The 24523-nt window shown below is 46.9% G+C and carries 24 protein-coding genes and 2 pseudogenes; 16 read left to right on the top strand and 10 right to left on the bottom strand.

Annotation, left to right across the window (positions count from 1 at the left end; translation table 11 throughout):
* Nucleotides 1-51: 51 nt before the first annotated feature.
* The 3 genes from Undi14_RS01590 to Undi14_RS01580 all read right to left on the bottom strand — a co-directional run bounded on the left by Undi14_RS01590 (nucleotide 52) and on the right by Undi14_RS01580 (nucleotide 3642).
* Complete coding sequence (locus Undi14_RS01590; RefSeq protein ID WP_186883921.1) at nucleotides 52-1764, bottom strand: sensor domain-containing diguanylate cyclase; 1713 nt, start codon at nucleotides 1762-1764, stop codon at nucleotides 52-54.
* Between the two features lie 467 nt (nucleotides 1765-2231).
* Nucleotides 2232-2741, bottom strand: coding sequence for a DUF1993 family protein (locus tag Undi14_RS01585; protein WP_200177672.1), 510 nt, complete (start codon nucleotides 2739-2741; stop codon nucleotides 2232-2234).
* Nucleotides 2742-3030: 289 nt separating this feature from the next.
* On the bottom strand, nucleotides 3031-3642 hold the full coding sequence (locus tag Undi14_RS01580) for an OmpW family protein (protein ID WP_200177671.1): 612 nt from the start codon (nucleotides 3640-3642) through the stop codon (nucleotides 3031-3033).
* Between the two features lie 182 nt (nucleotides 3643-3824).
* Here Undi14_RS01580 and ettA point away from each other — a divergent pair, with 182 nt between their 5' ends.
* The 6 genes from ettA (at nucleotide 3825) to Undi14_RS01550 (ending at nucleotide 9253) form a co-directional block, all read left to right on the top strand.
* Nucleotides 3825-5492: an energy-dependent translational throttle protein EttA gene (gene ettA, locus Undi14_RS01575; RefSeq protein ID WP_186883924.1), complete on the top strand. Its 1668-nt coding sequence runs from the start codon at nucleotides 3825-3827 to the stop codon at nucleotides 5490-5492.
* A 68-nt stretch (nucleotides 5493-5560) separates the two neighbouring features.
* Nucleotides 5561-5992: a flagellar basal body-associated protein FliL gene (gene fliL, locus Undi14_RS01570; RefSeq protein WP_200177670.1), complete on the top strand. Its 432-nt coding sequence runs from the start codon at nucleotides 5561-5563 to the stop codon at nucleotides 5990-5992.
* 109 nt (nucleotides 5993-6101) lie between these two features.
* The gene (locus Undi14_RS01565) at nucleotides 6102-6683 is read left to right on the top strand and encodes a YigZ family protein (protein ID WP_190476878.1); all 582 of its coding nucleotides are present in this window, start codon (nucleotides 6102-6104) and stop codon (nucleotides 6681-6683) included.
* Between the two features lie 115 nt (nucleotides 6684-6798).
* Entirely contained in the window at nucleotides 6799-7101 is a 303-nt protein-coding gene (locus Undi14_RS01560) for a DUF2288 domain-containing protein (protein ID WP_200177669.1), read from the top strand.
* A 155-nt stretch (nucleotides 7102-7256) separates the two neighbouring features.
* The gene (locus Undi14_RS01555) at nucleotides 7257-7847 is read left to right on the top strand and encodes a hypothetical protein (protein WP_200177668.1); all 591 of its coding nucleotides are present in this window, start codon (nucleotides 7257-7259) and stop codon (nucleotides 7845-7847) included.
* A gap of 128 nt (nucleotides 7848-7975) precedes the next feature.
* Nucleotides 7976-9253, top strand: a complete 1278-nt coding sequence (locus Undi14_RS01550; protein WP_186883929.1) for a lipopolysaccharide assembly protein LapB — start codon at nucleotides 7976-7978, stop codon at nucleotides 9251-9253.
* Nucleotides 9254-9451: 198 nt separating this feature from the next.
* Here Undi14_RS01550 and Undi14_RS01545 read toward each other — a convergent pair whose 3' ends face one another.
* From Undi14_RS01545 to Undi14_RS01535, 3 genes are read right to left on the bottom strand one after another with little or no spacing between them, the layout of a single operon-like run.
* Nucleotides 9452-11026 carry an ammonium transporter gene (locus Undi14_RS01545; protein WP_200177667.1) on the bottom strand — a complete coding sequence of 525 codons (1575 nt, stop codon included), beginning with the start codon at nucleotides 11024-11026 and terminating at the stop codon, nucleotides 9452-9454.
* Nucleotides 11027-11047: 21 nt separating this feature from the next.
* Entirely contained in the window at nucleotides 11048-11386 is a 339-nt protein-coding gene (locus tag Undi14_RS01540) for a P-II family nitrogen regulator (RefSeq protein ID WP_186883931.1), read from the bottom strand.
* A 14-nt stretch (nucleotides 11387-11400) separates the two neighbouring features.
* Nucleotides 11401-12147, bottom strand: coding sequence for a TorF family putative porin (locus Undi14_RS01535; RefSeq protein WP_186883932.1), 747 nt, complete (start codon nucleotides 12145-12147; stop codon nucleotides 11401-11403).
* 434 nt (nucleotides 12148-12581) lie between these two features.
* On the opposite strand from Undi14_RS01535, the gene Undi14_RS01530 reads away from it, so the two are divergent.
* A complete protein-coding gene (locus Undi14_RS01530; protein ID WP_186884197.1) occupies nucleotides 12582-12821 on the top strand; it encodes an accessory factor UbiK family protein in 240 nt (79 codons plus the stop codon).
* Between the two features lie 15 nt (nucleotides 12822-12836).
* Nucleotides 12837-13706: pseudogene (locus Undi14_RS01525) on the top strand (YifB family Mg chelatase-like AAA ATPase); the annotation flags it as partial.
* Nucleotides 13707-13844: 138 nt separating this feature from the next.
* Here the strand turns inward: Undi14_RS01525 and Undi14_RS01520 are convergent.
* Entirely contained in the window at nucleotides 13845-14351 is a 507-nt protein-coding gene (locus tag Undi14_RS01520) for a hypothetical protein (RefSeq protein ID WP_200177665.1), read from the bottom strand.
* A 239-nt stretch (nucleotides 14352-14590) separates the two neighbouring features.
* Here Undi14_RS01520 and Undi14_RS01515 point away from each other — a divergent pair, with 239 nt between their 5' ends.
* Both Undi14_RS01515 and Undi14_RS01510 read left to right on the top strand, forming a co-directional pair.
* The gene (locus Undi14_RS01515) at nucleotides 14591-14845 is read left to right on the top strand and encodes a hypothetical protein (RefSeq protein WP_200177664.1); all 255 of its coding nucleotides are present in this window, start codon (nucleotides 14591-14593) and stop codon (nucleotides 14843-14845) included.
* 74 nt (nucleotides 14846-14919) lie between these two features.
* A complete protein-coding gene (locus tag Undi14_RS01510; protein ID WP_162019761.1) occupies nucleotides 14920-15174 on the top strand; it encodes a helix-turn-helix domain-containing protein in 255 nt (84 codons plus the stop codon).
* Here Undi14_RS01510 and Undi14_RS01505 read toward each other — a convergent pair.
* Nucleotides 15137-16009 (bottom strand): hypothetical protein, encoded by an 873-nt coding sequence (locus tag Undi14_RS01505; RefSeq protein WP_200177663.1) that lies wholly within the window; start codon nucleotides 16007-16009, stop codon nucleotides 15137-15139. The genes Undi14_RS01510 and Undi14_RS01505 overlap by 38 nt on opposite strands.
* Nucleotides 16010-16414: 405 nt before the next feature.
* Between Undi14_RS01505 and Undi14_RS01500 the strand changes: the two genes are divergently transcribed.
* The 4 genes from Undi14_RS01500 to Undi14_RS01485 all read left to right on the top strand — a co-directional run bounded on the left by Undi14_RS01500 (nucleotide 16415) and on the right by Undi14_RS01485 (nucleotide 21512).
* Entirely contained in the window at nucleotides 16415-17584 is a 1170-nt protein-coding gene (locus Undi14_RS01500; RefSeq protein ID WP_200177662.1) for a hypothetical protein, read from the top strand.
* 638 nt (nucleotides 17585-18222) lie between these two features.
* Nucleotides 18223-19524 (top strand): hypothetical protein, encoded by a 1302-nt coding sequence (locus Undi14_RS01495; protein WP_200177661.1) that lies wholly within the window; start codon nucleotides 18223-18225, stop codon nucleotides 19522-19524.
* A 325-nt stretch (nucleotides 19525-19849) separates the two neighbouring features.
* Complete coding sequence (locus Undi14_RS01490; RefSeq protein WP_200177660.1) at nucleotides 19850-20710, top strand: hypothetical protein; 861 nt, start codon at nucleotides 19850-19852, stop codon at nucleotides 20708-20710.
* 106 nt (nucleotides 20711-20816) lie between these two features.
* On the top strand, nucleotides 20817-21512 hold the full coding sequence (locus Undi14_RS01485) for a hypothetical protein (protein WP_200177659.1): 696 nt from the start codon (nucleotides 20817-20819) through the stop codon (nucleotides 21510-21512).
* A gap of 373 nt (nucleotides 21513-21885) precedes the next feature.
* On the opposite strand, the pseudogene Undi14_RS01480 reads toward Undi14_RS01485, so the two are convergent.
* Nucleotides 21886-22071 (bottom strand): annotated as a pseudogene (locus tag Undi14_RS01480) (DUF3761 domain-containing protein); the annotation flags it as partial.
* A 387-nt stretch (nucleotides 22072-22458) separates the two neighbouring features.
* On the opposite strand from Undi14_RS01480, the gene Undi14_RS01475 reads away from it, so the two are divergent.
* On the top strand, nucleotides 22459-23307 hold the full coding sequence (locus tag Undi14_RS01475) for an STAS-like domain-containing protein (RefSeq protein WP_200177658.1): 849 nt from the start codon (nucleotides 22459-22461) through the stop codon (nucleotides 23305-23307).
* Nucleotides 23308-23463: 156 nt separating this feature from the next.
* Here the strand turns inward: Undi14_RS01475 and Undi14_RS01470 are convergent, their stop codons facing one another.
* A complete protein-coding gene (locus tag Undi14_RS01470; RefSeq protein ID WP_200177657.1) occupies nucleotides 23464-23724 on the bottom strand; it encodes a helix-turn-helix domain-containing protein in 261 nt (86 codons plus the stop codon).
* Nucleotides 23725-23861: 137 nt separating this feature from the next.
* On the opposite strand from Undi14_RS01470, the gene Undi14_RS01465 reads away from it, so the two are divergent.
* Entirely contained in the window at nucleotides 23862-24434 is a 573-nt protein-coding gene (locus Undi14_RS01465; protein ID WP_200177656.1) for a hypothetical protein, read from the top strand.
* The last annotated feature ends 89 nt before the right edge of the window (nucleotides 24435-24523 follow it).

Here is a 24523-nt window from a genome sequence, read left to right as displayed (position 1 = left end):
TACCATGCCGACCAGCGAGTTGCAGCCATGGCTGCTGACTTGGTCACAGCATCAGACGATATGAATCAACTGACCTGACTTGCGGTCGCGCTTGGAATTATACATACGGCTATCGGCAATCTTGATCAGTTGTACATACTCATCACCATCCTCGGGAAAACAGGCCCAGCCTATTGATGCGCCAATTTCAACGACCGCATTATCCAACGCGATAGGCTCTTCAACCAGAGAAGAAATTTTCTCCACCATGTTATGAATATCAATAGAATTTTTGGTGTCTCTCAACAGCAATACAAATTCATCACCGCCATAACGGGCAACATCATCGGTATCGCGGATCGCGGACAAAAGTCGGGCAGCGGTAATCATCAGCACCTGATCGCCAGCATCATGACCATGGCTATCGTTAACCTGTTTAAAACGATCCAGATCAACGAACAGTAAAGTAAAGCCGTTTTCCTCGTCCGGGTTTTCTTTCGAATTTTTTTGCAGGTAAGTGATTTTTGCAAACAATGATTCGCGATTGGCGACTTGCGTGAGTTTGTCAAATCGTAGCTTTTTTTCCATGTCAACAAAGGTCTGCGTCAGTATGCCTATCTCATCCTGACGACGGATATGTAACTTAGGCATAGGTTCGCCATTACCGAATTTTTCTGCCGCTGCAGTGAGTTTTCGTATATCGCGAACCACTCGTTCAACAATTGTTAGCCCTATCGTCAGTGCAAAAATAATACATGCGATAGCAATCACAACACTTTGCATAAACCCTTTATTAATTTCGCGCATGAAATCGGCACGTGGTACTGCAACAATCGTCTGCCAGTTCAATCCTTGTCTGACGCCAAGTGGAGATATTGCGACATCCACTGCGCCACCGCTGAGGTCCATAGCCAATACCTCGGGCTCCACCGTTTTTGACTTGCCAATATTCGAGAAAGTGTCTCTGATCAATGCCGTTTTCATATCGACCGCACGCATGCGTTCGGGTACGCCATTGACGGTACGCTGTGGCACCTCCTCACCCGAAGTTGCAACGATATAACCATCTGCGTCAACAATGTAGGCAACGCTGTTTTTGCTGATTTCCAGCTTTCGTAAAAAATTTGATAGCTCCATCAGAGTCATATCAGTCGCCAACACGCCTGCAAACTCATGATTTTTCTGGAATACAGCCTTCGCCAGCGTTATTGTCGGGAAATTAAACGAAAAATTGTTGTAAATCTTGGACCACACTGGCTTTTCAGAACGCATTGCCGTCTGATACCAAGGTCTCTTGCGGGGATCAAATTCATCGCTGCGTATCAGTTCCGAACGGTCACCGATACCCGTCACATGATAGACGTCCCGGCGGCTGGCTTCCGGTTCGCGCCAGAATAACTGGACATCCCGCTTGGAGATACGATACACACCGACAAAACGCCCGTCTTTGCCACCAAAATAGACGTAATTATTCACATCCATAAACAAGCCGCTGGCGGCCCAGAACTTGTCTTCCAAGGTATGCATGTCCGTGGAAAATACATGTTCTTTCGGCATACGGTCCGCGCTGGGAGCCACCGATTCCAGTGCTATCAATGCACCCTCTATATGCCTTTCAGTAGAGAGGTTGATGCGATTGACCATATCAACCAGCATACGTTGCGTGAGCGTATGCACCGCGTCTGTACCTGCCTTCATGGATACCCAGCCGATCGCAGCCGAAACACCGATCACCAATAAGGTAATCGGAATCACAAGTTGGCGGCGCAGAGACGAATGACTCATATCAGATTCAGGCTAAACAACAAAAGTAGGGAAAAGCGATGTGCGGTGGAGCGATCTGATCTCATTCACTCGTCTACGCCACTGCTATATTCCAAAGACGCAATTAAAAAATACCGTATTCGTGCAGCATACTATGAACTGCATGCGTGTCGATAGAGCGCTTACTCTGTTATCAAAAATCAGCGTGGAGAAATTTATTCTTGCAGTTGGCACAACGCAGAAGATCAGCTATTTGTAAAACTGACTGCGGAAATTTTCAGACTAGCATCGCCACGAAATGCGCAAAAATTGTTCTCCAAAATGCGTAGCATGGTTCTGCCAGACCGCATAAAGAATGTTGGCAACATGTTTGCTATCCATCAATGCGTATGGATGCCATGCTTTCAGCTTTAAAAAAAAACAACACCGGTCTGCGCTTAACCTCGTCATCAGACCTGCGTGTTGTTGAAATTCAACTTACTGCTTAATTAATAAGCACCCATGAAGTCTTTTTTACCTAGCACTACACCGTTATGACGCAAAATTGCGTAAGTCGTTGTGACGTGAAAAAAGAACTGCGGCAAACCGTATTGCAGCAAATAAGTTTGGCCGTTCAGTTTTTTTTCTTTAGGCGTACCAGGACGCAAAATAATTTCACGCTCTTCGCTACCGGCAAATTTTGCCGCATCTAAAGAACTGATAAATGCTTTAGTTTTCGCGATCCGTGTCTGCAAATCGGCGAAAGTCTGCTCATTGTCTTCATACGCAGGCAATTCGTTCTCTGCCAGACGACCCGCAACGCCTTTCGCAAAATCAGCAGCAATCTGCACCTGACGTATCAGCGCGAACATGTCAGGAAATAAACGCGCTTGCAATAAAATCTCCGGCGCGATATTTTTTTCTGTCGCGTGCTCTTCGGCTTTCTTTAAAACTTCGCTGAGACTGTCCAGCATTTGGGTGAATACGGGCACTGATGCTGCATACATAGAAATCGTCATGGTGGGGTTCTCCGTTAATGGCTGACAAAAGTCACATAAAATCAAAGCTGATCAAGCGCGCTGATTATAGGCCGGGTTGATTTTCCACGTATGCGGGCAACACAATTGCTGCAAAATCCATGCATAGATATCGATAGATCTGTCAGCACCACTTCTGGTCTGCGCATGAGCAGCTTACCCGCGAACCAGCAAAGCATGTCTGAAACCCCAGACACTACGAACAAAACGTCAGCAAATAAAAAAGCCGGTCGACCGACCGGCTTTTTTTACAAGATAAACTTGCTGTTGCTTAGAAGCGATAGCCTACACCTACGCCTACCAACCATGGATCAACCTTAACAGCACTGATTTTCGCACCGCCCAAAGTCACATCGCTGCGAATCTGTACTTTTTTCACATCCAGATTCAGAGACCAGTTTTTATCCAGTTTGAAATCCACACCAGCTTGCAGAGCGAAGCCAAAGCTGTTGTTGTCCAGATCAGCAGCACCTTTTAACAGATTAACATCGGAGATACGTGTGTAGTTCACGCCAGCGCCGAGGTATGGGCTAACTTGTGCATCTGGAGCGAAGTGGTATTGCGCTGTCAGTGTTGGTGGCAGATGTTTGAATGTACCGATGTTAGTACCATTCAATGTCACATCATGTTTTTGTGGGTAAGTCAGGATCAGCTCTGCAGACCAGTTTGGTGTAACGAAGTAAGTGATATCGACTTCAGCAATAGTTTTGTTGCTGACGTGGATAGCATCTGCAGCCGCCAAACCGGCGATAGCATCAGATTTATTATCTGGGCTGATGTTCACTGCGCGGGCACGTACTTGCCATGGGCTTTGTTGAGCCATAGCTTGCGTTGCTGTTAAACCCATTGCAGCTAAAGAGAGAGCGATAACGATCTTTTTCATTTTGTTTTCCTCGGTTGTCTAAGTTGATGGATGAAGTGTAGTTCTGCGATACGCCTTGCAATTTGCGCTAAATCAAATTTGATGCGAGGCACAAATTTATGTGAAATTTGGCAAAATACGTTTGTCTCGGCGCGCATGAGGTATCCTTGCGGGCATTGTCTACATTTAACAACAAAGAAATAATGGCTAATTACGTTTACACCATGAATCGTGTCGGAAAAATCGTTCCGCCGAAACGTCAAATCCTGAAAGATATTTCACTTTCCTTCTTTCCTGGCGCCAAAATTGGCGTGCTTGGTCTGAATGGTTCAGGTAAATCCTCGCTGCTGAAAATCATGGCGGGGATTGATAAAGACATTCAGGGCGAAGCCGTACCGATGCCTAACTTGAACATCGGTTATTTGCCGCAGGAACCACAGCTCGATCCTGAGCAAACCGTACGTGAGGCGGTCGAATCTGCACTCGGCGAGGTATTTGAAGCAAAAGCAAAGCTGGAGGAAGTGTATGCAGCTTACGCTGAAGAAAATGCCGATTTCGATGCTTTAGCGGAAGAACAGGCACGTCTGGAAGCCATCATCTCGGCGTCTGCAGGTGATAACGTTGAACTTCAACTGGAAATGGCCGCTGATGCACTGCGCCTGCCGCCGTGGGATGCCAAAATCGGCGTGCTGTCAGGCGGTGAAAAACGCCGCGTTGCTTTATGTCGTTTACTGTTGTCAAAACCCGACATGTTGCTGCTTGATGAACCAACCAACCATCTGGATGCAGAATCTGTTGACTGGCTGGAACAATTCCTGTTGCGCTTCCCCGGCACCGTGGTGGCGATCACGCATGACCGCTACTTCCTTGATAACGCTGCAGAATGGATATTAGAGCTGGATCGTGGTGCGGGTATTCCATGGAAAGGCAATTACTCTTCCTGGCTGGACCAAAAACAAGCCCGCCTGAAACAGGAAGAAGCGACCGAATCAGCACGCCAGAAAGCACTGCAGAAAGAGCTGGAATGGTCGCGTCAGAATCCGAAAGCACGTCAGGCCAAGAGTAAGGCACGTCTGGCCCGCTTCAATGAGATGAGCGAACACGAATACCAGAAACGCAATGAAACCCAGGAAATCTTTATCCCTGTGGCTGAGCGTCTGGGTAATGAAGTCATCGAATTCAAGAATGTCTCGAAAGCCTTCGGTGACCGTCTGCTGATCGACAACCTGAGCTTCAGGATTCCACCTGGCGCAATCGTCGGTATCATCGGCCCTAACGGCGCCGGTAAATCGACGCTGTTTAAAATGATCAAAGGGCTGGAACAACCTGACAGCGGCGAAGTGGTACTCGGCCAGACGGCCAAAATCTCGCTGGTTGATCAGTCACGCGAAGATCTCGGCAATACCAAAACCGTGTTTGAAGATGTCGCCAATGGTGCCGATATTCTGACGGTTGGCCGTTTTGAAATGCCATCGCGCGCGTATCTGGGACGCTTCAATTTCAAAGGCGGTGATCAACAAAAGATCGTTGGCAATCTGTCCGGTGGTGAACGCGGTCGCCTGCATCTGGCGAAAACCCTGCTGCAAGGCGGCAATGTCTTGCTGCTGGATGAACCATCGAATGATCTGGACGTGGAAACCCTGCGTGCACTGGAAGACGCTTTGCTGGAATTCGCTGGCAGTGTGATGGTGATCTCGCATGACCGCTGGTTCCTCGATCGTATCGCTACACACATCCTGGCATTTGAAGGTAACTCGCAAGTCACGTTCTTCGATGGCAACTACCAGGAATATGAAGCCGACAAGAAAAAACGTCTTGGTGAAGAAGGTGCCAAACCTAAGCGTATTCGCTACAAACCACTGACGGTGTAACAGCACCAGAGGACAGCAGACACCGCATTGCTGTCCTCTTATAAAAACAAGATTTCCGGAATTTCATTATGGCCAATAACAGACGCTCCATTTCTTTATCAAAAGCGATTTTCACCAGCATTTTTTGTATTTTCACGCTGTTATCCGGTCATGCGATAGCCAATTCCGGTGGCAAGGAAGCCAGTGCATCTGCCGGCGCCCCAACCGCCGCACTGGAACCTATCATCGTCAATCTGTCGAGCTTTGACCGTTATCTGCAAATCGGCATTACTCTGCAATTAGCGAAACCTGAAATCGCTGACAAAGTTAAATTAATGATGCCAGTCGTGCGTCATTCGTTGATCATGTTACTCAGTGGAAAAGAATCGACACAGATTCAGACTGCTGAAGGTAAAAATGAGCTGATCGATGAAATAAAAGAGAGAATTAATCGTGTACTCGACGTCAAAGAACATGATGGCGTGACAGATATTTTCTTTGTTAATTTTGTGATTCAATAATCGAAAGCAGCTGCGCTTCTGCGCATAGTAAGCACTGACAAAAGCTGCTGTCGTTTTCTGCGGGTAATTTCCGTCTTCAGTTTCTGTCTTCATTTTCATCGTCAATTCCATGTACCAACTGGCAGCACCCGCTTTCGCGGAGATAGAAATAAAAAAAAGCCGCTTTCTGGGTCAGTTGTATCCACTGCACACCCGTGCTGAGGCGCGCGCCCGTCTGGCGGATATCCGCGCGCAGCATCCCGGTGCCGTGCATGTCTGCTGGGCACTGGTTTGTACAGGCGACTCAGGTCTGGATGACGATGGCGAACCTTCAGGTACGGCCGCCAAACCGATGTACAACGTATTGGTACACAAAGATGTGACCAACGTTCTTGCGGTGGTTGTCCGTTACTGGGGCGGCACCAAATTAGGCGCAGGCGGATTGACACGCGCCTATGGGCAGGCAATTTCCGATGCGTTTAAAACCGCCCAGCTGATCGCCGTCGAAACGATGGCAGAAATCATGTTCAGCATTGCATTTGCAGATGAATCTCAGGTCAGGCGCTTGATTGAAAAATATCAGGCGCAAGTGATAGCAGTCAGCTACACCGAATCCACCCAGATGCAGCTCAGCATGAAAGAAAAACAGATTACCTCGTTTATCGATGAGCTGACCGAAATGCTGAAAGGCCAGGTTCAAATTTCCTCCTGATATGATCAGGCGAAGGACGATGCCAGCGCAACGATGCTTTAGGTATCATGACCGACGAGCTGATACCGTACTTTTGAATCGCATTTCTCAATAATTTTTACCGTTTTCCATTCTTATGTCTTCTACTACCGACCATCTGCGCACGAAAATCAATCAGGAAACAGCGCTTTTTCCTTGGAGCGAACTGCTCAAACATTTTGCCTCCGGTAATGTGCTTGCCATTGCACCGGATCTCGATCTGGTCGAAATTGCACTGCACATGGCAAACGACAATACAGCAGAAATTCAGTCATTACTGAGTACAGGCCGCTTGTATAAAGTCAGCGATGAGCAGGCCAAAGTCTGGCTGGAAAATGAACTGGAATTATGGACAGTAGTGGTCAAACCCTGGATACTGGTGCAACACCGGGTATCTTAAAATGGGGGAGTATCACCAATAAACAGTGAATTCCCCTTATTTTAATTAGACTTCATGGATAATTTTATAGATACTCCCTCCCAGTATATGAGGCTGTTGAACTTTTATTAAAAACCGTTGGTCTGAGTGCCATGTTCAATGCAACAGGAAATGCCATGCAATTTCAGCTGCACAAACCCCTGAGCTTCACCCGCCGCACAGTGGCGTTGGTGCTAATGTTATTGGTACATGGCTGCTTGTGGCTCGGCTGGCAGAATCAGCACTGGATAAGCGTGCGCACCGAAGCAAACGAAATGCGCTATCTGCAATTGATTGATATACAAACGCCGCGCATTCCCGAAGTAAGTTCAGCGCCGCCAGAAAAAAATCTGCCGACAGCACCGAAACGCAACAATCCCACACCGCTCAATAACAAGCCCGAAAAGGCCAACACGATCACGCTGAATCCTGTCGTGGAGAGTAATGCTAGCGTCATTACGCCAGCCGTCACCAGCGCAGAAGAGCCTCGCCTGAATCTGGACGATTTGAAGCGATCGGCATTGGCGATCGATAAACAGCGCCAGCCCGGAACCATAGAAAAAATCCAGCAAAGTCATCGGCGTGACGAGGGCTTTGAACAGAAACTGGCCGATGGCACCAAAAAAGCTGAGCGTAAAGACTGTCTGAAAGCCTATTCAGGTATAGGTTTGCTGGCGGTCATCCCACTCGCAGTCAGCACTGTTGTCGATACCGGCTGCAAGTGGTGAACGCAGTCACGGGCTCAGTTATAATTCGCTGTTCGCCCCATCCACAGCCAGACAAAATGAATGGCTGAATGTGATGCTAAGTAATAACCGTGTCCATGCGGTCATGTTCATTTTTTACCGGATATTTCATGAAAAAAATCTCTTTTCTGTTCGCTGCGATGATGTTTGCAGCACTCGGCACAGGCATTGCCCCAGTCACCGCTGGCGTAGCGCATGCAGATGAAGCAGCCGACAAAGCTGCGGAACTGGCCAAAAAGTCTGTTGTTCGTAAAGAAATGGTTAGGCCATTAACTGAAATTCAGGAATTACTTGAGAAAAAGCAGTACAAAGAAGCTCAGGATAAAGTGAATGAACTCAATGCCTTTGAGAACAAGACTGCCTATGAAACCTTTGCTCTGCATCGCCTGAACGCAGTCATTGCTTCCGGTACCAACAATACCGATCAGCTGGCAACCGCATTTGAAGGCATGGTCAGTTCAGAATTTCTGAAAGATGCTGAAAAACTGCGTCTGATCGAAGGCCTTGCCGGTACGTATTACAACGAAAAAAAATATGATCAGGCCATCCTGTGGGCAAAACGTTATCTGGAAAAAGATAACAGCAATGCTCAGGTCAAAAATATGGTTGCCCGCGGCTACTACCTGAAAAATGATTTCAACAGCGCCATCAAGCAACTGAACATCATGCTGGCCGAAGATGAGAGCGCGAAACGCATTCCATCAGAAGAAAATCTGCGTTTGCTGGCCAGCAGCTATCAGCAACTGAAAGACAACGCTGGTTACGCTGCGGTATTAGAGCGCGTGGTTCAGCATTATCCGACCAGAGAATACTGGGGTGATCTGATTTACCGGACTGAACACAAACCCGGTTTTTCTGACCGTCTGCGTCTGGACTTGTACCGCCTGCTGTTGGTCACAAAAAATATCGATGATGCCGGACAATACGTAGAAATGGCCGAGTTGGCCTTACTCGCCGGTTTGCCAGCAGAAGCAAAAACGACGATAGACGCAGGCTACGCCTCTGGTTTGCTGGGCACAGGAAAAGAAGCGGCTAAACATAAGCAATTGCGTGATCGCGTGTACAAGCAAGCGGCAGAAGATATTAAAACGCTGGATGCTGGTGAGACTTCTGCTAAAAATGCCAAAACAGGCACAGGTTTGGTGAATATTGGTTACAACTATGTGATCAATGCACAGGCAGAAAAAGGCATTGCACTGATGGAGCAAGGAATTGCCAAGGGCGGTCTGAAATCGATGGAGGAAGCAAAACTTCACCTCGGTATGGCTTACTTACAATCAGGCAATCGTGATAAAGCTTTGGAAGTATTCAAATCCATTCAGGGTACAGATGGCGCCGCTGACCTTGCCCGCCTGTGGACTTACGTTCGTCCTGCTGAAGCAAAATAAAATACAGACTTCATTCGAATCAAAAACACCGGCACATTTGCCGGTGTTTTTTTTTCGCTTCTAATTCGTCTTTCAATGTCTCTTGCAAGCAAAAAAAAGCGGTCTGGCTGTGTGGCCAAACCGCTTGTAAATCAGTCGCATGCGCTCTGTTTCATGCACTGAGGATACTAGCTTTACTACGACAATTTCATTCCTGTATTAAGAGTGGTAGGCAGACTCACCATGGCTGGTGATATCGAGACCTTCACGTTCTTCATCTTCAGGGACACGCAAACCAACCACCAGATCAACCAGTTTGTACGCGATCACGGAAACCACTGCCGACCACAGAATTGTGACGCCGACCGCTGTTGCCTGTGTCGTTACCTGATCGATAATGGAGTAAGGATCAGCAGACATTTTGTTAGCGACGTAATCAAAAATACCCTGACCGCCTAAGGATGGCGAAGCAAATACGCCAGTCAGCAGAGCGCCGAGAATACCGCCAACGCCGTGTACACCGAAGACATCCAGAGAATCATCCGCACCGATCAGACGTTTCAGACCATTCACGCCCCACAAGCAGACAATACCTGCCAGCAAACCAATAATTAATGCACCCATCGGTCCGACGAAACCACATGCTGGTGTAATCGCAACCAGACCCGCAACTGCACCAGATGCACCGCCCAGCATGGATGGCTTTCCTTTAGACATCCATTCACCAAAGACCCAGGATACTGTCGCTGCTGCGGTTGCCAGTAAGGTATTGATGAATGCCAGCGCTGCGATATCGCCAGCTTCCAATGCTGAACCAGCATTGAAACCAAACCAGCCCACCCACAACAAAGACGCACCGATCATGGTCATCGTCAGAGAATGCGGCGCCATCGATTCCTTACCGTAACCAACACGTTTGCCGATCAGGAAAGCACCGACCAGACCTGCTACTGCGGCATTAATGTGAACCACCGTACCACCAGCAAAATCGAGTGCACCTTTCTGGAACAGGAAACCTGCTTTAGCAGTTTCAGTTGCCAGCGTTGCTGCATCTTTAATCGCATCAGGGCCAGTCCAGAACCAGACCATGTGGGCGACAGGCAGATAACTGAAGGTGAACCACAACACCACGAACAACAATACCGCAGTGAATTTTGCACGTTCAGCAAATGCACCAATGATCAGCGCGCAAGTGATAGCTGCAAAAGTTGCCTGGAACGCGACGTACACAAACTCAGGAATCACCACACCTTTGCTGAATGTGGCGGCAGTGGAGAATGTCGCCTTAGCAGGATCCCAGATACCTTTCAGGAACAGACGGTCGAACGAGCCGATAAACTTACCGCCTTCGGTAAAGGTCAGCGAATAACCATAGATGCACCATAAAACGATGATCACGGCAAAGATCATGAAAACCTGCACCAAAATCGATAACATGTTTTTAGAACGAACCAGACCACCGTAGAACAATGCCAGACCTGGCAAGGTCATCAAAATCACCAGCAAGGTAGCAACCAGCATCCATGCGGTGTCGCCTTTATTTGGCACAGGCGCTGCTGCCACCGGTGCGGCATCTGCCGCAGAAGCGACCGCCGCGGCTGGTGCTGCCGCTGGCGCAGCAACCGAAGCAGCTGCAGCTTCCGACACTGCTGGTGCTGATCCACTGGTGGCGACCGCAGATGCGGAAATGGCATCTGCTTTGGCCGGTGCATCGTCAGCCCACGCGACCGCTGTCATTCCTATGGAGGCGAGAAATGCTCCCGCAACCAGCATGCTCTTCAGTACTTTTTTCATATGAACTCCCTAGTGTGCGGATCAGAGTGCGTCGTTGCCGGTTTCACCGGTACGAATACGCACAACCTGTTGCAAGTCATAGACGAAAATCTTGCCGTCACCGATTTTTCCAGTGCGTGCAGCGCTTTCAATCGCTTCAATTGCACGATCCACAATCGCATCGTCCACGGCTGCTTCAATTTTTGTTTTTGGCAGAAAATCGACGACATACTCGGCACCGCGATACAACTCGGTATGCCCTTTCTGACGACCGAAACCTTTCACCTCAGTCACAGTAATTCCTTGCACACCCATTTCTGATAAAGCTTCTCGGACTTCGTCGAGCTTAAACGGTTTAATAATGGCAGTAATCAGTTTCATGTTGTTCTCTCATTTCAGAAAGTTTTTACAGCGGTCAACAACAGGGTAGTTTTACCGGTAAATTTGCCTGCTGGGGTGACATACAGTTTTTTGTCAGCATTAGTACCGACTGCGGCCAGACTGAAATTCACACCAAAGAATTCTTTCGTGACGCCCACTTTCCAGTCGTTATACGAAGACGCCGAATTATTTTTAATCATCTGGCGACCAACATGCAAGTTCAGGGTATAGGCATCCGGTAACTCAATGTTTGCCCCCAGATCAAGGTAGCCGCTGTTTTTGCTATTCACAAAGCCGAACAGATTTGTAACGGAGTGAGAATACTTCGCGTACACAGGGCCAGTGCCGATCTGTCCATAGATTTCAGTCGTGTTCGCATCAACAAAGCCCGGAACCTTATCCAGACCGTTAGAGAGATAAACGTAGGTCAGGACACCGGCGTCGTAGCTGACATCTTTAGTGATTTCGCCTTTCTTACCGGCGTAAATGTCCCACTCAACATCACCGCTGCCACCGGCATCTTTTACCCATTTAATGGTCGATAACCATGTACCGGCGTAAAAACCGCTAGGATTGTGAGTGTAGTCGGCGCCACCTTGTAACGCAGGATCCAGACGTGTCTGCGCGATACCACGATAACGATATTCACTGGCAACACCAACGTTAAAACTCAATTCATTGTCTGGTTTTGGCTCATCTGCGTAAGCGAAACTGCTTAACAATGTTGCGGTCACTGCAGCGGCGAGTACTGATTTTTTCATTATGCTTCCCCTTGTTTATATATAGTAAACATCGATTTGTATAAGAAACTGGACTGAACTCACTTCATCAACCACCGGTACGCAAAGCCAGAAGATCGTTCGTGGCCTTGCAGGAAATGAACTTCGAAAAGTTACGAACGCTTCACTATTAGCAGAAGTCGTGCCAACTGTACTTTTTCACATACAGCCCACCTGTAGTGCAGTCATGGATGTATAACAATCAGGTATAGGAATACAATCAAATGAATACGCTGGTGGGCACATCCACGGCTTTACGCTATGATTTCTGTTTAATAGCGAAGTGGTAAATAAAATACTGGCGCTCCATCTCGCACCGTTTTGACGCGGGATGCGCAATGTGTTTTATGGCTGCACTTTTTTCGCACTAGTAATGTGCAATCGCAAACTCACTTACAAATACAGGCAGGGATATGATGGATAAGCAAAATTTCTTCAGTGATGTACAGGCAAAAATCAGTCAGGCGCTGGAAAACTCTCCTGCCAAAGACATAGAAAAAAACGTCAAAGCCATCATGACACAGGGTTTCTCTAAACTGGATCTGGTAACCCGGGAAGAATTTGATATACAGGCACAAGTACTGGCCAAGACGCGCAGTAAGCTCGAAGCACTGGAAGCGCGTGTCGCGGCTTTAGAAGCGCAGATAACGGAATAACAGGACGTTCCGGATATGTCGCTGGCGGTTCTTAAAAGTCGCGCACTCAATGGGATGGATGCTCCACAAGTGACGGTGGAAGTCCATCTGGCCAACGGTTTGCCTGCTTTTACCATCGTTGGTCTCCCGGAGACAGAAGTAAAAGAGTCCAAGGACCGCGTCAGGGCAGCATTACAAAATGCCCGTTTTGAGTTTCCGGCAAAGAGAATCACCGTTAATCTTGCTCCGGCAGACTTACCAAAAGAATCCGGCCGTTTCGATTTGCCTATCGCCCTTGGCATTCTGGCCGCATCCGGGCAGATACCCGCAGATGCCCTCGCACAATACGAATTCGCTGGCGAGTTATCACTGTCGGGTGAATTACGGCCCATCCGTGGCGCACTGGCGATGACCTTCGCTATCTGCAAAAGCACGGCTGACGGACATACAAAACCCGCATTTATTTTACCCAGAGCGAATGCCGATGAGGCGGCTTTGGTGACGGAAGCGGCCATTTATCCGGCAGATTCATTGCTTCAGGTTTGCGCTCACTTCGCCGCCATTGACGAAGAAAACAAGCTGCAACGGCATCGCCCGCAGGCTGCAATTCAACGTCGCACCTATCCTGATTTTTCCGAAGTCAAAGGTCAGTTACAGGCAAAACGTGCGCTTGAAGTTGCCGCAGCAGGAAATCATTCTGTGCTGATGGTAGGGCCGCCGGGAACGGGTAAATCTATGCTGGCGGCCCGTTTCCCCGGAATACTGCCATCAATGACAGATCAGGAAGCGCTGGAATCAGCCGCAGTACAATCCCTGACTTCGGGTTTCTCTATCGATAAATGGAAATCGCGCCCTTTTCGTGCACCTCACCATACAGCCTCTGCCGTTGCACTGGTTGGCGGCGGTTGGTGCAATTATCGCTATTTAAGAATTTCACAAAATTAATTAAGAATTATTGCTATTTAAGAAAAATTACTTAATTAACAATTTAATACGCATAAGGGGCATGCCGACATCGGTATATCAGCCAATGGTTGAATAGTGTCAATCGTCACTATTTGTTTGCCATTCTCTTAACAGACGCGCGCTCTGCAATTCGATCTGGTCATTTGATACACCATTTTCCTGAGCAAAACTCTCCATCTTCAGTCCGATCATCTTAAGCAACGCAGCCGCTTCATCTGCGATGGCGTCAAGTCGTAGGAGGAGTTTTTGCGCAATAAGCTCATGGTGAATTGCCCCCCGGCTATCGGTGCGTGACCGATGAACAAGCCAGTTGCGTTCCTCCAATAACGATATGTAGCGTTTCGCCAAATCTGTAGGTAATAAATTGGCTTTTTCCAATTGCTTGATGGTGGCACCAAACGTCTTACTTTGCGCTTTCTCAACCAATGCCTCACCAATACTCCTGCCCATTCCTTTGCTTGCTTGCGTCAGGAGAACAAAATAAATGGCTGTACAGCCCTCTAACTCCTGTAGCTGCCAGAGAGCAAATCCTATCTGCATACAAATCTCTGCCAATCGATCTGCTCGTTGAGTTTTTTCTAGCATGTGAGAACTCCTTATCACATTCATAACGCCGATAATTTACTATCGATAAAATATGTTTTCAATAACAAATATAAAAGCTATCGAATAAATTAAATCGATTAAAAAATATATTTACCAAAAACCAGTGATTTTCTCCTGCAGATACCAATTTCACGTCGCCTTGAAAAAGCAGTCTAGTAAATACGCTGACCTGTTTTGCACATGGTGTGCAATTTCAAGGCTAACTAAGGAGATTTACCATGCACCACGAACTCAATCCTATGCATTTGCTCAAAGCTCGCACAGCAATACTCGACGTCTTCCGTAAAAAGAATATTGCTCCTGAGTCGGTGGTCAATATTCATGCTTTCATGAACGAGAGGACGGTATATACCAATGGTTACTTCAACGAGGCATTACTAAAACTCGAAAAAGACACCTGTATCGAAATACTGATGGGTGGACGATTTTTGCGTTTGACTGATTTAGGTTATGAGGAGGCCAACACAATGTAAGTAAAAAAAGCCCCTGCTATTTTTGAACTGCACCCCAAAAGTTGGACACCCGTCCATACTTTTGGGGTGTTTTCATGAGTAAATATACAAAGCAATTCAAACTACAGGTTATTGAGTGCTATCTGCAGGAGAGCGCTGGCTGCGCTCTGGTAGCCAGGCAGTTTGGCATCGATCATTCCATAGTTCGTCACTGGGTACGCCGGTTTCAGTTGCGTGGTGCCGATGGCTTAGATAAAAAATACAGCCACTACAGTGCCGAATTCAAACTCTCTGTGTTGCAACACATATGGCTCAATCGGCTCTCTTATCAGGAAACAGCCCTGCTGTAGCAGTGTTCTGCTTATCCCGATATTCACGAATAATACCCAACGCTCGGGTAAATTCTTCTTCATAAATATCCTTCGATGACCGCAACATATTCTCGATTACTTGGCGATGGACTTTGTCGCTAGTCTGAAATTCGATGGCACCGAAACGACCAGCAATATCTTCAATCGAGGCTTTACCCCAGGCATCTTCCCCCGTGCCGTCTGGATGCAGCACTAAGCTGTGGAAGTAGCCATTTTCTGCACGTTTGGTTGCGGCAAACTGCCGAGAAAATTTCGTCGCCAATAGGGCAACCGGTGGCAACCCAGTCAGTTCATGCATGGCTTCAGCAAAAGCCGAACAGCGGCCGAAAGTATAACGAGCAGCGTCATACGCAGGAATACATCGCATCGCTCTTTTGGGGATGGCCGCGAGATAAGCGGGATTTTCCTTGATCACTTCCATGGCTGCTGCCACTTTAGTCTCATCCGGCTGGCTCCGTAAAGGCAGTGATGGCAACCTTTCTTCGTTATAATATCGAGTGAGAATTCCACCCATCCCTGTGCCCACTTTATTGGCAATTTTAATGATTGTGCTTTGGTTAAATTCGTAAATCGTTTTGACGCCGCGAACATCAAAAATTTTATCCCGATTATCAGCGACGTAAACTCTTAGCGGCTTGAGTTGATCAATAGAAATTTCTGCGCCTGGCGGAGAGGTCGTCCACCAGTCGACGTGTAGTAACCAACCTGTTATGCGCGCCAATGCAACTGCGAAGTTAACGCAATCGTCAGCTTCCCATTCTTCGATAAGTTGGACTGGAAAATTTTCACTGCGCTTTATTTTTGCCTGCCCCATCTTTTAGTTCCTATCAAGTCTTTAGATGTAACACTATATTCCCATAGCACTTCAAACGCGCGTCGACAATTGGCGCAATTATTACAATTTAAGAAAATGGTTCCTGCTGTAATTTTTAGAAATAAGTGCGAAATAATCCCAATTTTCATGGGAATATGAGAATGAGCACATTTCGACATCCAACTCCAGCAAACCCTCTAGTTCGAAATTTCTCCCAAGTACAAGAGGTATTACTGAAAAGGTGCCAAAATTTGGTACGTACAAATCGAGTTTGGAACGGAATTTTATGGAAATGCTTCTATTTGATCCAGAAATTGAAGAATTTACACAACAACTTTTAACACTCGAATATCGTGATCAAAATAGAAATTTACGCCGTTAGCCACATCAATATATTTATGCGAAATGAAGACCGGGGATCAAAAAAAGAAATTCGAGTCCGCTAACCGTTATCAGAAGGCCGCACAAGCTGTTTTGAAGCGGAATAGAAAGTGGACTTGCCTGCATTCTGGATGTACCAAAAGAAGCATTTATTCCCATGCTATTTCGAAAGCGATCGCTCTCTCGACCATCGCAGAAGAAGAATACCTATCGACTATTGAGTCGCGTCGGCAATATGATACGAAAATTTTGCAATTCGGACTTATAAGTATTAACGAAGCGACCGCTTTTAACGGTTTTTGCGAAAAACATGAGGTACTGTTCTCTGATCTGGACAACTGGGAAATTACTCGAGCAAAGAGCTTACTGATGCAAGCCTACAGGTCAGTCATTTCACGCTGTATCAACGAATCTCGGCTTGCTGAATTAAATGGGGACTGTGACGTTGCACGCGCTATTGAAGACCACGCCGTCGACCAGCCATGGCTGTTAGAGGAAGACGAAAAAAATCTGTTTCTAAGCGACCTAAAGAAATCTGCCGAAGTGCATAAGCGCAGAGCGCGAGCGTTGATGGAATTGCCGACAGAGTTATTGAGAGTCAGGGCGGTCATTGAGGACCGCCCCCTCAACAGTTTTGGTTTTGTCACCACTGAGAAATCGAGCCATTTCGTGACCTTTCGGCGTCTAGAGTTCAGAATCCCTGTTGCGGTGAATTGCTTCATCCCTATGGTTGCAACAGATCGGCAGCTTGACTTTTATTTTTCCGTCATACCATATAAGGATTCCAGTCTGGTCTTTGGTGTCATTCCAAAAAACACTGACTCATCGCTGATCGATATTTTGGATCAACGCTTTTCTTCAGAAGTGGGGGTCCTGGATCTGGTGGAGTCGATCATAGCTTGCAGTAACGAGTGGTACATGAGCCCGTCGGTTCTAGATGAGATGCCGATTGGGAAGCGTGAGGTGTTCCTACAAGATTCTACCTTCCAAACCGAGCAACGTATTTTTGATATCTACGACATGACTCTGTTCGACAATCTGCGGCGAACACTTGGGGAACAGCGGCCAGAACTTAAAGCACAACTACGGCTGGAGAAGATTAATGATATTCCTATACGGGAGATTTTTGAGGTACGTCACAAAAAAATGATCAATAAAATCGAAACGCAGTGCTTGAAATTACTCGATCTGTAACGAAAGTACGCATCTCATCGCACCACCACGATCCTGACTGAATACTCTCATCAAATCAGGCACACGTTCGCATTATAATTTAGTCACCCACTCGCATCGTAAAGTGGTCACCTTGACGCATTTCAAAATGGGCAGCTATTGGTGAAGTTAACGGTATTTTAGAAATACATCAAATTAATTAAGAATCTCGATATTTAAGAAAATAACTGTATTTATTTTAATAAAAATATTTAGCGGCTGTATTACTCGGTGGTGTACTTGACTATGTATTTTCATTTATTTCCACCGGCTGTTCTCGCAAAGCGGACGTTCGACTCCTTCCCGAAGCAGTGATCTGCATAACTCCGCTTCCCGCTAGAACACGGCAAAGTGCTTGGCGTTCCTAGAATCCAGAATTAAAAAGCAGCGTTAGGCAGAGAGGCACAGCGGTTAAATGCACTGATCTTGAAAACCAGCGACAGACGACAAAAAAGCTTTGAATCTGGTGCCTTCTTTGTTTTTGCCAAGCTGAGTTCCTAAGTGCACCATAAGTCATCAATGGAGAATATATTTCGTGTGCTTATTGATATTCAGTAAAGTATTCACATGTAGAATAGTATTGCACGAAAGGAAATAAGGTCTTGCTTGAGGGGAATGGGATGCATGAGACGCTAACGACAATTAATAGGCAATTGGAGCAGGTCATTGCCCAAGTGCGATCCGTAGTTCCGAACGAGGAACCCTTTGGAATTGCGCATGGAAACTGGAGCTTTCCTGGTCTCACACGGGCTGAACTAATCGAAGAGGCGCAGTCCATCTTTGACTTGATCGAGAGTCAAGGTGGAAACGACGTTGGTGACCACGATGCCAGATTGCAGGATTACATCCGTCGCCTTCAGTTCCTTCAGCAACACACCGTTGCCCAGCTATGGGGTAATGCTGGGCAAGCGGTGCCTGCGTACCTCTTTACCCTTCAAGGGCTTCGCAAAGCGCTTGCGCCAGTCCTGACCAATGACGGTCATGCGGATGCCGTAGTCAAACTGAAAAAATTGGCAAACCAGCTTCGTAGCATGGAAGCACGGTTAAATGGGCTGGAACCTCGTACCGTATCCCTTGGCACGATGGTCGAACGCATAGAGCAAGCATACAACGCGGCGGATCAACTGCCTACAGACTTGGAGTCACTGTCCGAGGCGCGGCAAAAAATTGCTGACCTTGTCAAAGATGCGACGCGAGACCAAACCGATGTCCTGCGGATACGAGATGAAGCTGATGAAATCGACAAGCAGCTCAACAAAAGTGCTGAAGACGCAAGAGCGGTGCTTGAGCGCTGCGAAACTGCATACTCTGCCGCAACCAGCGTCGGGCTGGCTGCGGCGTTCAGCGAACGTTCAAACACGTTGTCAACGTCCATGTGGTTCTGGGTTGCTGGATTAGTTATGGCCTTGGCTGCCGGAAGCTATTTTGGCTCAGGCCAACTGCACGCTTTATCGGAACTTTTCAAGGTTCCAAACGCATCCACTTCGGTGATCGTTCTCAACCTACTTCTTTCTGTACTGTCAGTTGGTGCGCCAGTGTGGTTTGCATGGCTCGCAACAAAACAAATTGGACAGCGTTTCAGGCTTGCTGAGGACTACGCATTCAAGGCTTCAATCTCGCGTGCCTACGAAGGATTCCGGCGTGAAGCTGCAAGGTTTGACAAGGACATGGAGGCCAAACTCCTTACATCTGCACTGACCCGCCTCGATGAACTCCCCCTTCGCTTAGTGGAGACAGACAGTCACGGCAGCCCATGGCATGAATTAGCCTCTTCGGATGTTATGAAGAAGGCAATGAAGGTGGTGCCCGGCTTCGCAGAGCAAGTGAAGGACTTGGCGAGCGCGGCAATTATTGCTGTCACTCCTGCCAAAGCCCAGCCGAAGCCAAAAACCAAGACAGCGCCGGAAGAAGAGAGCGAGTAAGCGATTCAAGCCTGCGCTGATGGAAAGTTGATTGCAAAAGATCTGAAATTTAATAATCCCTGCGACTCTCCCCAAATTATTGAATCGATTCGCTTCCTGCCAAAGACGGACTTAGCGATAGTTGGCACTCATAATGAAAATTATCTTGGTGACGGCGAATTGCGCGTCTCAACAAAAATGCCGTTGACCGTGGGGAGATTGTTCAATGAAAGATAACACCTCTAACTTGTCACTCAACCCGGAAACGCGATATAAAGCTGCCGCTTCGCGCCACAATGTTGTGCGCATGCTAGTGCGGCGTTAGACCACTTACTTAGGATAGAGAATGACCGCCACAATTAGCAACATTGAGTCAAGCGAAGACGGCAAGCGCCAAGCCTATCAGAGAATTCAACAAGAAGATCTGGCAGGCTATGTGATCGGCGCCACAGACGCTAGCGGAAATACAATAAAGAAGATTTTCGCCAGAGGAGACGAATATGTAATTTACGAAGTTGAAGAACTTCCGCCAATAGAGTCCATAAAAGTCAGAATCTACACAAAAATTGAAGAAAATGACTTGCCGGTGATGAATTTTCAAAAGGCCAAAGACGCCTTTGATCGGGTAAAGTCAGTAATGTACAAAACTGGCGCTGACTCAAGTTACCGCCAACGCGCAGCTTCCGCGATTGTTTGCGCAATATTGGGTCAAGCAGAGGAAGCTAAAAAACAGTTCGAGAACATAGAAAGGGACGCGAACGAAGACTATCGACATAAAGTTTATGGCCGCCTTTTCTACCTGCTAGGCGCCACCATATTTACTCTCCTTCTTGGGTTCGCATCAGTTGTACTGTATATCTTTCGCGCAGAGCGAGCCCTACTCGACAACCCGCAAATAGCCCAGCTGATCTACGCAATGTCATTTGCAACGCTTGGCGGACTGATATCCGTATCATACAACGCTAAGGAGGTTATTGGTCAACGAGCAATAAGCTACTGGATGTACTCAGTCTATGGCATTGAGCGCCAAATAATTTCCGTTGTGGCAGGAGTCGCCATCTATGTCTTGGTGAAATCTGGAATATTTCTGCCAGCTTTCGCTGAGGGAAAAGGTGGCGCGTTTTTCATGGCTTCAATTTCCTTCCTTTCTGGATTTAGCGAAAAGTTGATTCCAAGCTATATGGAGCGACTTGAGAAATCGGCCTAACTGGCTGGCCAATTTAGTGTCGATAACTTTCAACTGTCGGCTGCCCCCTCCCGCGCTTCGCCGCGGCTTACCCCAGGCGTTAGACGCCTTGATATAGGAGAATCACTTGGTTCCTGACTATCAACAGACAATTAATCGACTTGAAGAAATAATTAACAATGGAAAAGCTGCGCTCAAGAGTGAAACTACGCGAACGGATCCAGATGACCGAAAGAGCACGATCACTGAACTCAACTATCTGAAGTTTCTCCCCTTCCGAGTTGCGTCTCTTAATTTCATAGAAAGGACGCTTGGAAAGGATTCACCATATTTGGAACACTTCCGCCAGCACTGTCAATCAAACCATCGCGTTCATGTCGAGCGTGGTGTCGCACTCTTGGAGGAAGTGAACGCTGAACTTCGGTCCCAATGGCTGTGGTCGGTACGAGGCATTGTCGCATCCGAGTTCTACGCTGACTTTTTGACCATGGCTGACGACCTGCTTGCTGAAGGTCGAAAGGATCCTGCGGCGGTCATAGGCGGAGGTGTGCTGGAGGAACACCTCCGTAGGCTTTGCGGCAAACACTCCATTTCAACAACGCAAGTTCAGCCGGATGGCAAGATTAAGCAACGGAAGGCAGACGCACTTAACGCAGATCTCGCAGCTGCCAACGTCTACGACAAAATGATGCAGAAAATTGTCCTAAGCGCGTTGGGAATCCGGAACGAGGCTGCTCATGGTCATTTTGAAAAATATGACGCGCAACTGGTTGCAACATTCTTGGCTCAGGTTACCGATTTCATCAGAAGAGTCCCGGCGTGACGGCGTCTGACAATCTGTTCAAGGGAAAGTCTAAACATCAGCAGACGCTACGCATATGGCTATCGTCGCTTCGCACGGGCCAATGTTTAGGTGCGGCTTAACCCTGTAGTTATCTCCCATTTTTGCGTTGCAAATGTCTGCTTTGGGGCGAAAGCCACCGATCATATAAAATCATCATTCCAAATTCATATGATCACTCCTGGCGTGTCGGTATCCGACTGAAATCATTGGATTACTGCGGATCAGAATCACTGGCCGCCATTGAACGAGAATGGTTGGCTGGTTTTTACTGGAATACGCACTTGACACTAATTAAGACAAATTACTCAATTAGTAATTGAGTACGCATGGGCGCAAAACATTTGAACCAGTGCTAATTTAAACATTGAGAACAAAAGTTTTCAGCATGACTAAAGCCGGTGACCACGCCACCGTGACGGGAGCACGTTCCTCGATGTTTTTTACTAAAACTATAAGACCCGTCACGGCATCGAGCACTGACACCTTGAGGAATTTTGTTGTCGATACTCTTGGCCGGCGCGTGCACGGTTTGCTGATCAGGCAGTGCAGACAGAACAGTCAGACGGACAAAAAAAGGGGAATAAAATTCCCCTTTTTTTTATTTCAACGCTTTCTATTTTTATGTACCAAAAGGCTATTGCTCGTTTGGACTTTCAATTGTCGAAAATACCCAACCGAGTGAACGCGGTCTCTAATTAGTCTTCAATTATTTACCTTAAAGCGTTCGAAAATACAAATTTCAATCTTAATCTGGTTATTACTATCTAGTACAAAATAGAGCAGTAACTGTTAGGATGAATCCAGTGCTAGCAAACATAGAACGACGCTGGTGAGATGGCTCAGAATCACAGGATACCGTCTATGCGTTATCCTTATGACTAGGAGTAAGTATATGAGTGCCCGATACATTTGTTGGAGTTAATAGATGCTAATTGACCGTCAGTTACCATTTGAGGCAGTCAAGGACGAGTCTCGCGTCTGGGAGGAACTGATAGCGCCGGGATTAAATTTGCCCAAGAATGTTTTCAGTATTTGTCATTACGGATTCATCGAAATGCTCAATAACGTGATTGATCATTCTGTTGCCACGAACGTGTCGATTCGTTGCGACCGTAATGATCTGCAAACGAAATTTGAAATTATTGATGATGGCATCGGTGTGTTTGAAAAACTAAAGTCTCATTTTGACTTGGTGTCCGATGTTCATGCGCTCATGGAACTTGTAAAGGGGAAGCTCACAGTGGCTCCCGAAGTTCACCCGGGTGAAGGCATATTTTTTGCCGGCAAGATGTTTGATCGATTTATGATCGAATCTGGTGGTCTTTCCGTCGTTTTTGAAAATGACACCTGCTCAGTGCATGCTATCGAGAACCAAAGCGGAACACGTTTCAGTATGAAGATCGCCAACAACAGCAACAGAACGACGCATGATGTTTTCTCGCGCTTTAGGGATCCCAACGACCTTACCTTTTGCAAATCCAAATTTTTCATTTCGCTGGCTGCATTCGAGGGCGAGCTGACATCTCGCTCCCAAGCAAAGCGCGTAGTTGCGCGATTTGAGGACTTCAAGGAAGTTGAGCTTGATTTTGCGGCGACAGATGATATCGGACAGGCATTTGCTGATGAGCTTGTTCGGGTATGGCCACTGGCGCATCCCAGCACACGACTGAGGATTGTTAATGCAGGTGAATCGGTCAAAAAAATGCTCAAGCACGTCATGGGTAGGTCGGACCTGCCACAGCCCCAAAATGCTGTTGAAATCAATATCTGCTGACGCGTACTTTCACCGAATTACTTCGCGGTGCCACTGTAGTGAGCCAGTCACGTAAAGTAGCTCTTGCTTCAAAGCATAATTGTCGCTCCGGAAGACCTTCCGTGGCCCGAGAAATTCTAGAATGAAATGTCTCCAAGTATGCCGTTGCTTCGCGGTTTAATCTAAATGACTCTCAATTGACGAAAAAATTTTCGGATCTACCAACTCCTTGAGCTCAACGCCAAGTGCCTCCGCCAACAAGCCCATATTGTCGATTGACACATTTCGAATTCCCCGCTCGACCTCGCTAACATAGGTGCGACTCAGTTCTGAGCGCAATGCCAATTCCTCTTGCGAAATATCTTTTAATCGCCGAAAACGGCGTAGGTTTTGACCGAAGACTTCGCGTGCCGACAAGATTTTTTGTGACTTTTCCATAGTCACTAGAATCGTTTTCTGCGCGCCTACAGTCTACCAACTTAACGGAACACAATAATAACTATAAGTGACATTGTGGCAAATAAGAGCTATATTTCGACTTTTCTTATTTCTCCTTGTCACGGAATTATCTGATTATGGTTAAACCTACAGATCGTCAACATAACATTGGTTTTTTTCTGTATTTTATTGTTTTCATTATTGGAAGGCTCTGCGGATTGTTTTCTCTATTCTTGCTGATCTGCCTTCCGTTTGGTGGGTTCGGCTCATATTGGTTTTTACCCGTCATGTTCATTATTGGTTATATCGTTCTGCTTCGTGGCGAAAGCAAAAAAATTGATCAACGGATAGAAAAGATAGCGGCATTGGTGAACTCGCAATACGGCACTAAATTTCAGTTGGGAAAGTCACTAAGTTTTAGAGGAGCCACTGATATCACTCTATTTGATCTGGAAGCAAAGAAAATGCTACTCGTAAAGATGAATGGTCGGGTTTGGTGGTTAATCGATTTTAAAGAAATCGATACTTGGAAGCTTCACTGGACGGAATCGACGGATAAATCAATGACAGGTAGATACTTGACCAAAGCGAAGGATGCAAAAATTGAATTCTATTTCTTTTGTGCAGAGCAAACACGGCTCAGCATGTCACTCAAAAATATCGACGAAGGTAATTATTGGTCGCATCGCTTATCAGCTCTTGTCCGTTGAAAAGCAATATAAGGAATACTCCAATTATCTGACACTGAATTGGATTTTGAACTGATCAAAATAGCTGTGATCTCCCAAGCTGCAGTCGC

Source organism: Undibacterium sp. 14-3-2 (genome assembly GCF_016595265.1).
Taxonomy (GTDB): domain Bacteria; phylum Pseudomonadota; class Gammaproteobacteria; order Burkholderiales; family Burkholderiaceae_D; genus Undibacterium; species Undibacterium aquatile.
Note: the sequence above shows the minus strand (reverse complement) of the source record. Positions and strands in the feature narration are given on the sequence as shown.

Bases quoted from the DNA above. Each gene is read 5' to 3' on its own strand.
- Undi14_RS01590 (WP_186883921.1), bottom strand. From the start codon at position 1,764: ATGAGTCATTCGTCTCTGCGCCGCCAACTTGTGATTCCGATTACCTTA.
- Undi14_RS01585 (WP_200177672.1), bottom strand. From the start codon at position 2,741: ATGACGATTTCTATGTATGCAGCATCAGTGCCCGTATTCACCCAAATG.
- Undi14_RS01580 (WP_200177671.1), bottom strand. From the start codon at position 3,642: ATGAAAAAGATCGTTATCGCTCTCTCTTTAGCTGCAATGGGTTTAACA.
- ettA (WP_186883924.1), top strand. From the start codon at position 3,825: ATGGCTAATTACGTTTACACCATGAATCGTGTCGGAAAAATCGTTCCG.
- fliL (WP_200177670.1), top strand. From the start codon at position 5,561: ATGGCCAATAACAGACGCTCCATTTCTTTATCAAAAGCGATTTTCACC.
- Undi14_RS01565 (WP_190476878.1), top strand. From the start codon at position 6,102: ATGTACCAACTGGCAGCACCCGCTTTCGCGGAGATAGAAATAAAAAAA.
- Undi14_RS01560 (WP_200177669.1), top strand. From the start codon at position 6,799: ATGTCTTCTACTACCGACCATCTGCGCACGAAAATCAATCAGGAAACA.
- Undi14_RS01555 (WP_200177668.1), top strand. From the start codon at position 7,257: ATGCAATTTCAGCTGCACAAACCCCTGAGCTTCACCCGCCGCACAGTG.
- Undi14_RS01550 (WP_186883929.1), top strand. From the start codon at position 7,976: ATGAAAAAAATCTCTTTTCTGTTCGCTGCGATGATGTTTGCAGCACTC.
- Undi14_RS01545 (WP_200177667.1), bottom strand. From the start codon at position 11,026: ATGAAAAAAGTACTGAAGAGCATGCTGGTTGCGGGAGCATTTCTCGCC.
- Undi14_RS01540 (WP_186883931.1), bottom strand. From the start codon at position 11,386: ATGAAACTGATTACTGCCATTATTAAACCGTTTAAGCTCGACGAAGTC.
- Undi14_RS01535 (WP_186883932.1), bottom strand. From the start codon at position 12,147: ATGAAAAAATCAGTACTCGCCGCTGCAGTGACCGCAACATTGTTAAGC.
- Undi14_RS01530 (WP_186884197.1), top strand. From the start codon at position 12,582: ATGGATAAGCAAAATTTCTTCAGTGATGTACAGGCAAAAATCAGTCAG.
- Undi14_RS01520 (WP_200177665.1), bottom strand. From the start codon at position 14,351: ATGCTAGAAAAAACTCAACGAGCAGATCGATTGGCAGAGATTTGTATG.
- Undi14_RS01515 (WP_200177664.1), top strand. From the start codon at position 14,591: ATGCACCACGAACTCAATCCTATGCATTTGCTCAAAGCTCGCACAGCA.
- Undi14_RS01510 (WP_162019761.1), top strand. From the start codon at position 14,920: ATGAGTAAATATACAAAGCAATTCAAACTACAGGTTATTGAGTGCTAT.
- Undi14_RS01505 (WP_200177663.1), bottom strand. From the start codon at position 16,009: ATGGGGCAGGCAAAAATAAAGCGCAGTGAAAATTTTCCAGTCCAACTT.
- Undi14_RS01500 (WP_200177662.1), top strand. From the start codon at position 16,415: ATGAAGACCGGGGATCAAAAAAAGAAATTCGAGTCCGCTAACCGTTAT.
- Undi14_RS01495 (WP_200177661.1), top strand. From the start codon at position 18,223: ATGCATGAGACGCTAACGACAATTAATAGGCAATTGGAGCAGGTCATT.
- Undi14_RS01490 (WP_200177660.1), top strand. From the start codon at position 19,850: ATGACCGCCACAATTAGCAACATTGAGTCAAGCGAAGACGGCAAGCGC.
- Undi14_RS01475 (WP_200177658.1), top strand. From the start codon at position 22,459: ATGCTAATTGACCGTCAGTTACCATTTGAGGCAGTCAAGGACGAGTCT.
- Undi14_RS01470 (WP_200177657.1), bottom strand. From the start codon at position 23,724: ATGGAAAAGTCACAAAAAATCTTGTCGGCACGCGAAGTCTTCGGTCAA.
- Undi14_RS01465 (WP_200177656.1), top strand. From the start codon at position 23,862: ATGGTTAAACCTACAGATCGTCAACATAACATTGGTTTTTTTCTGTAT.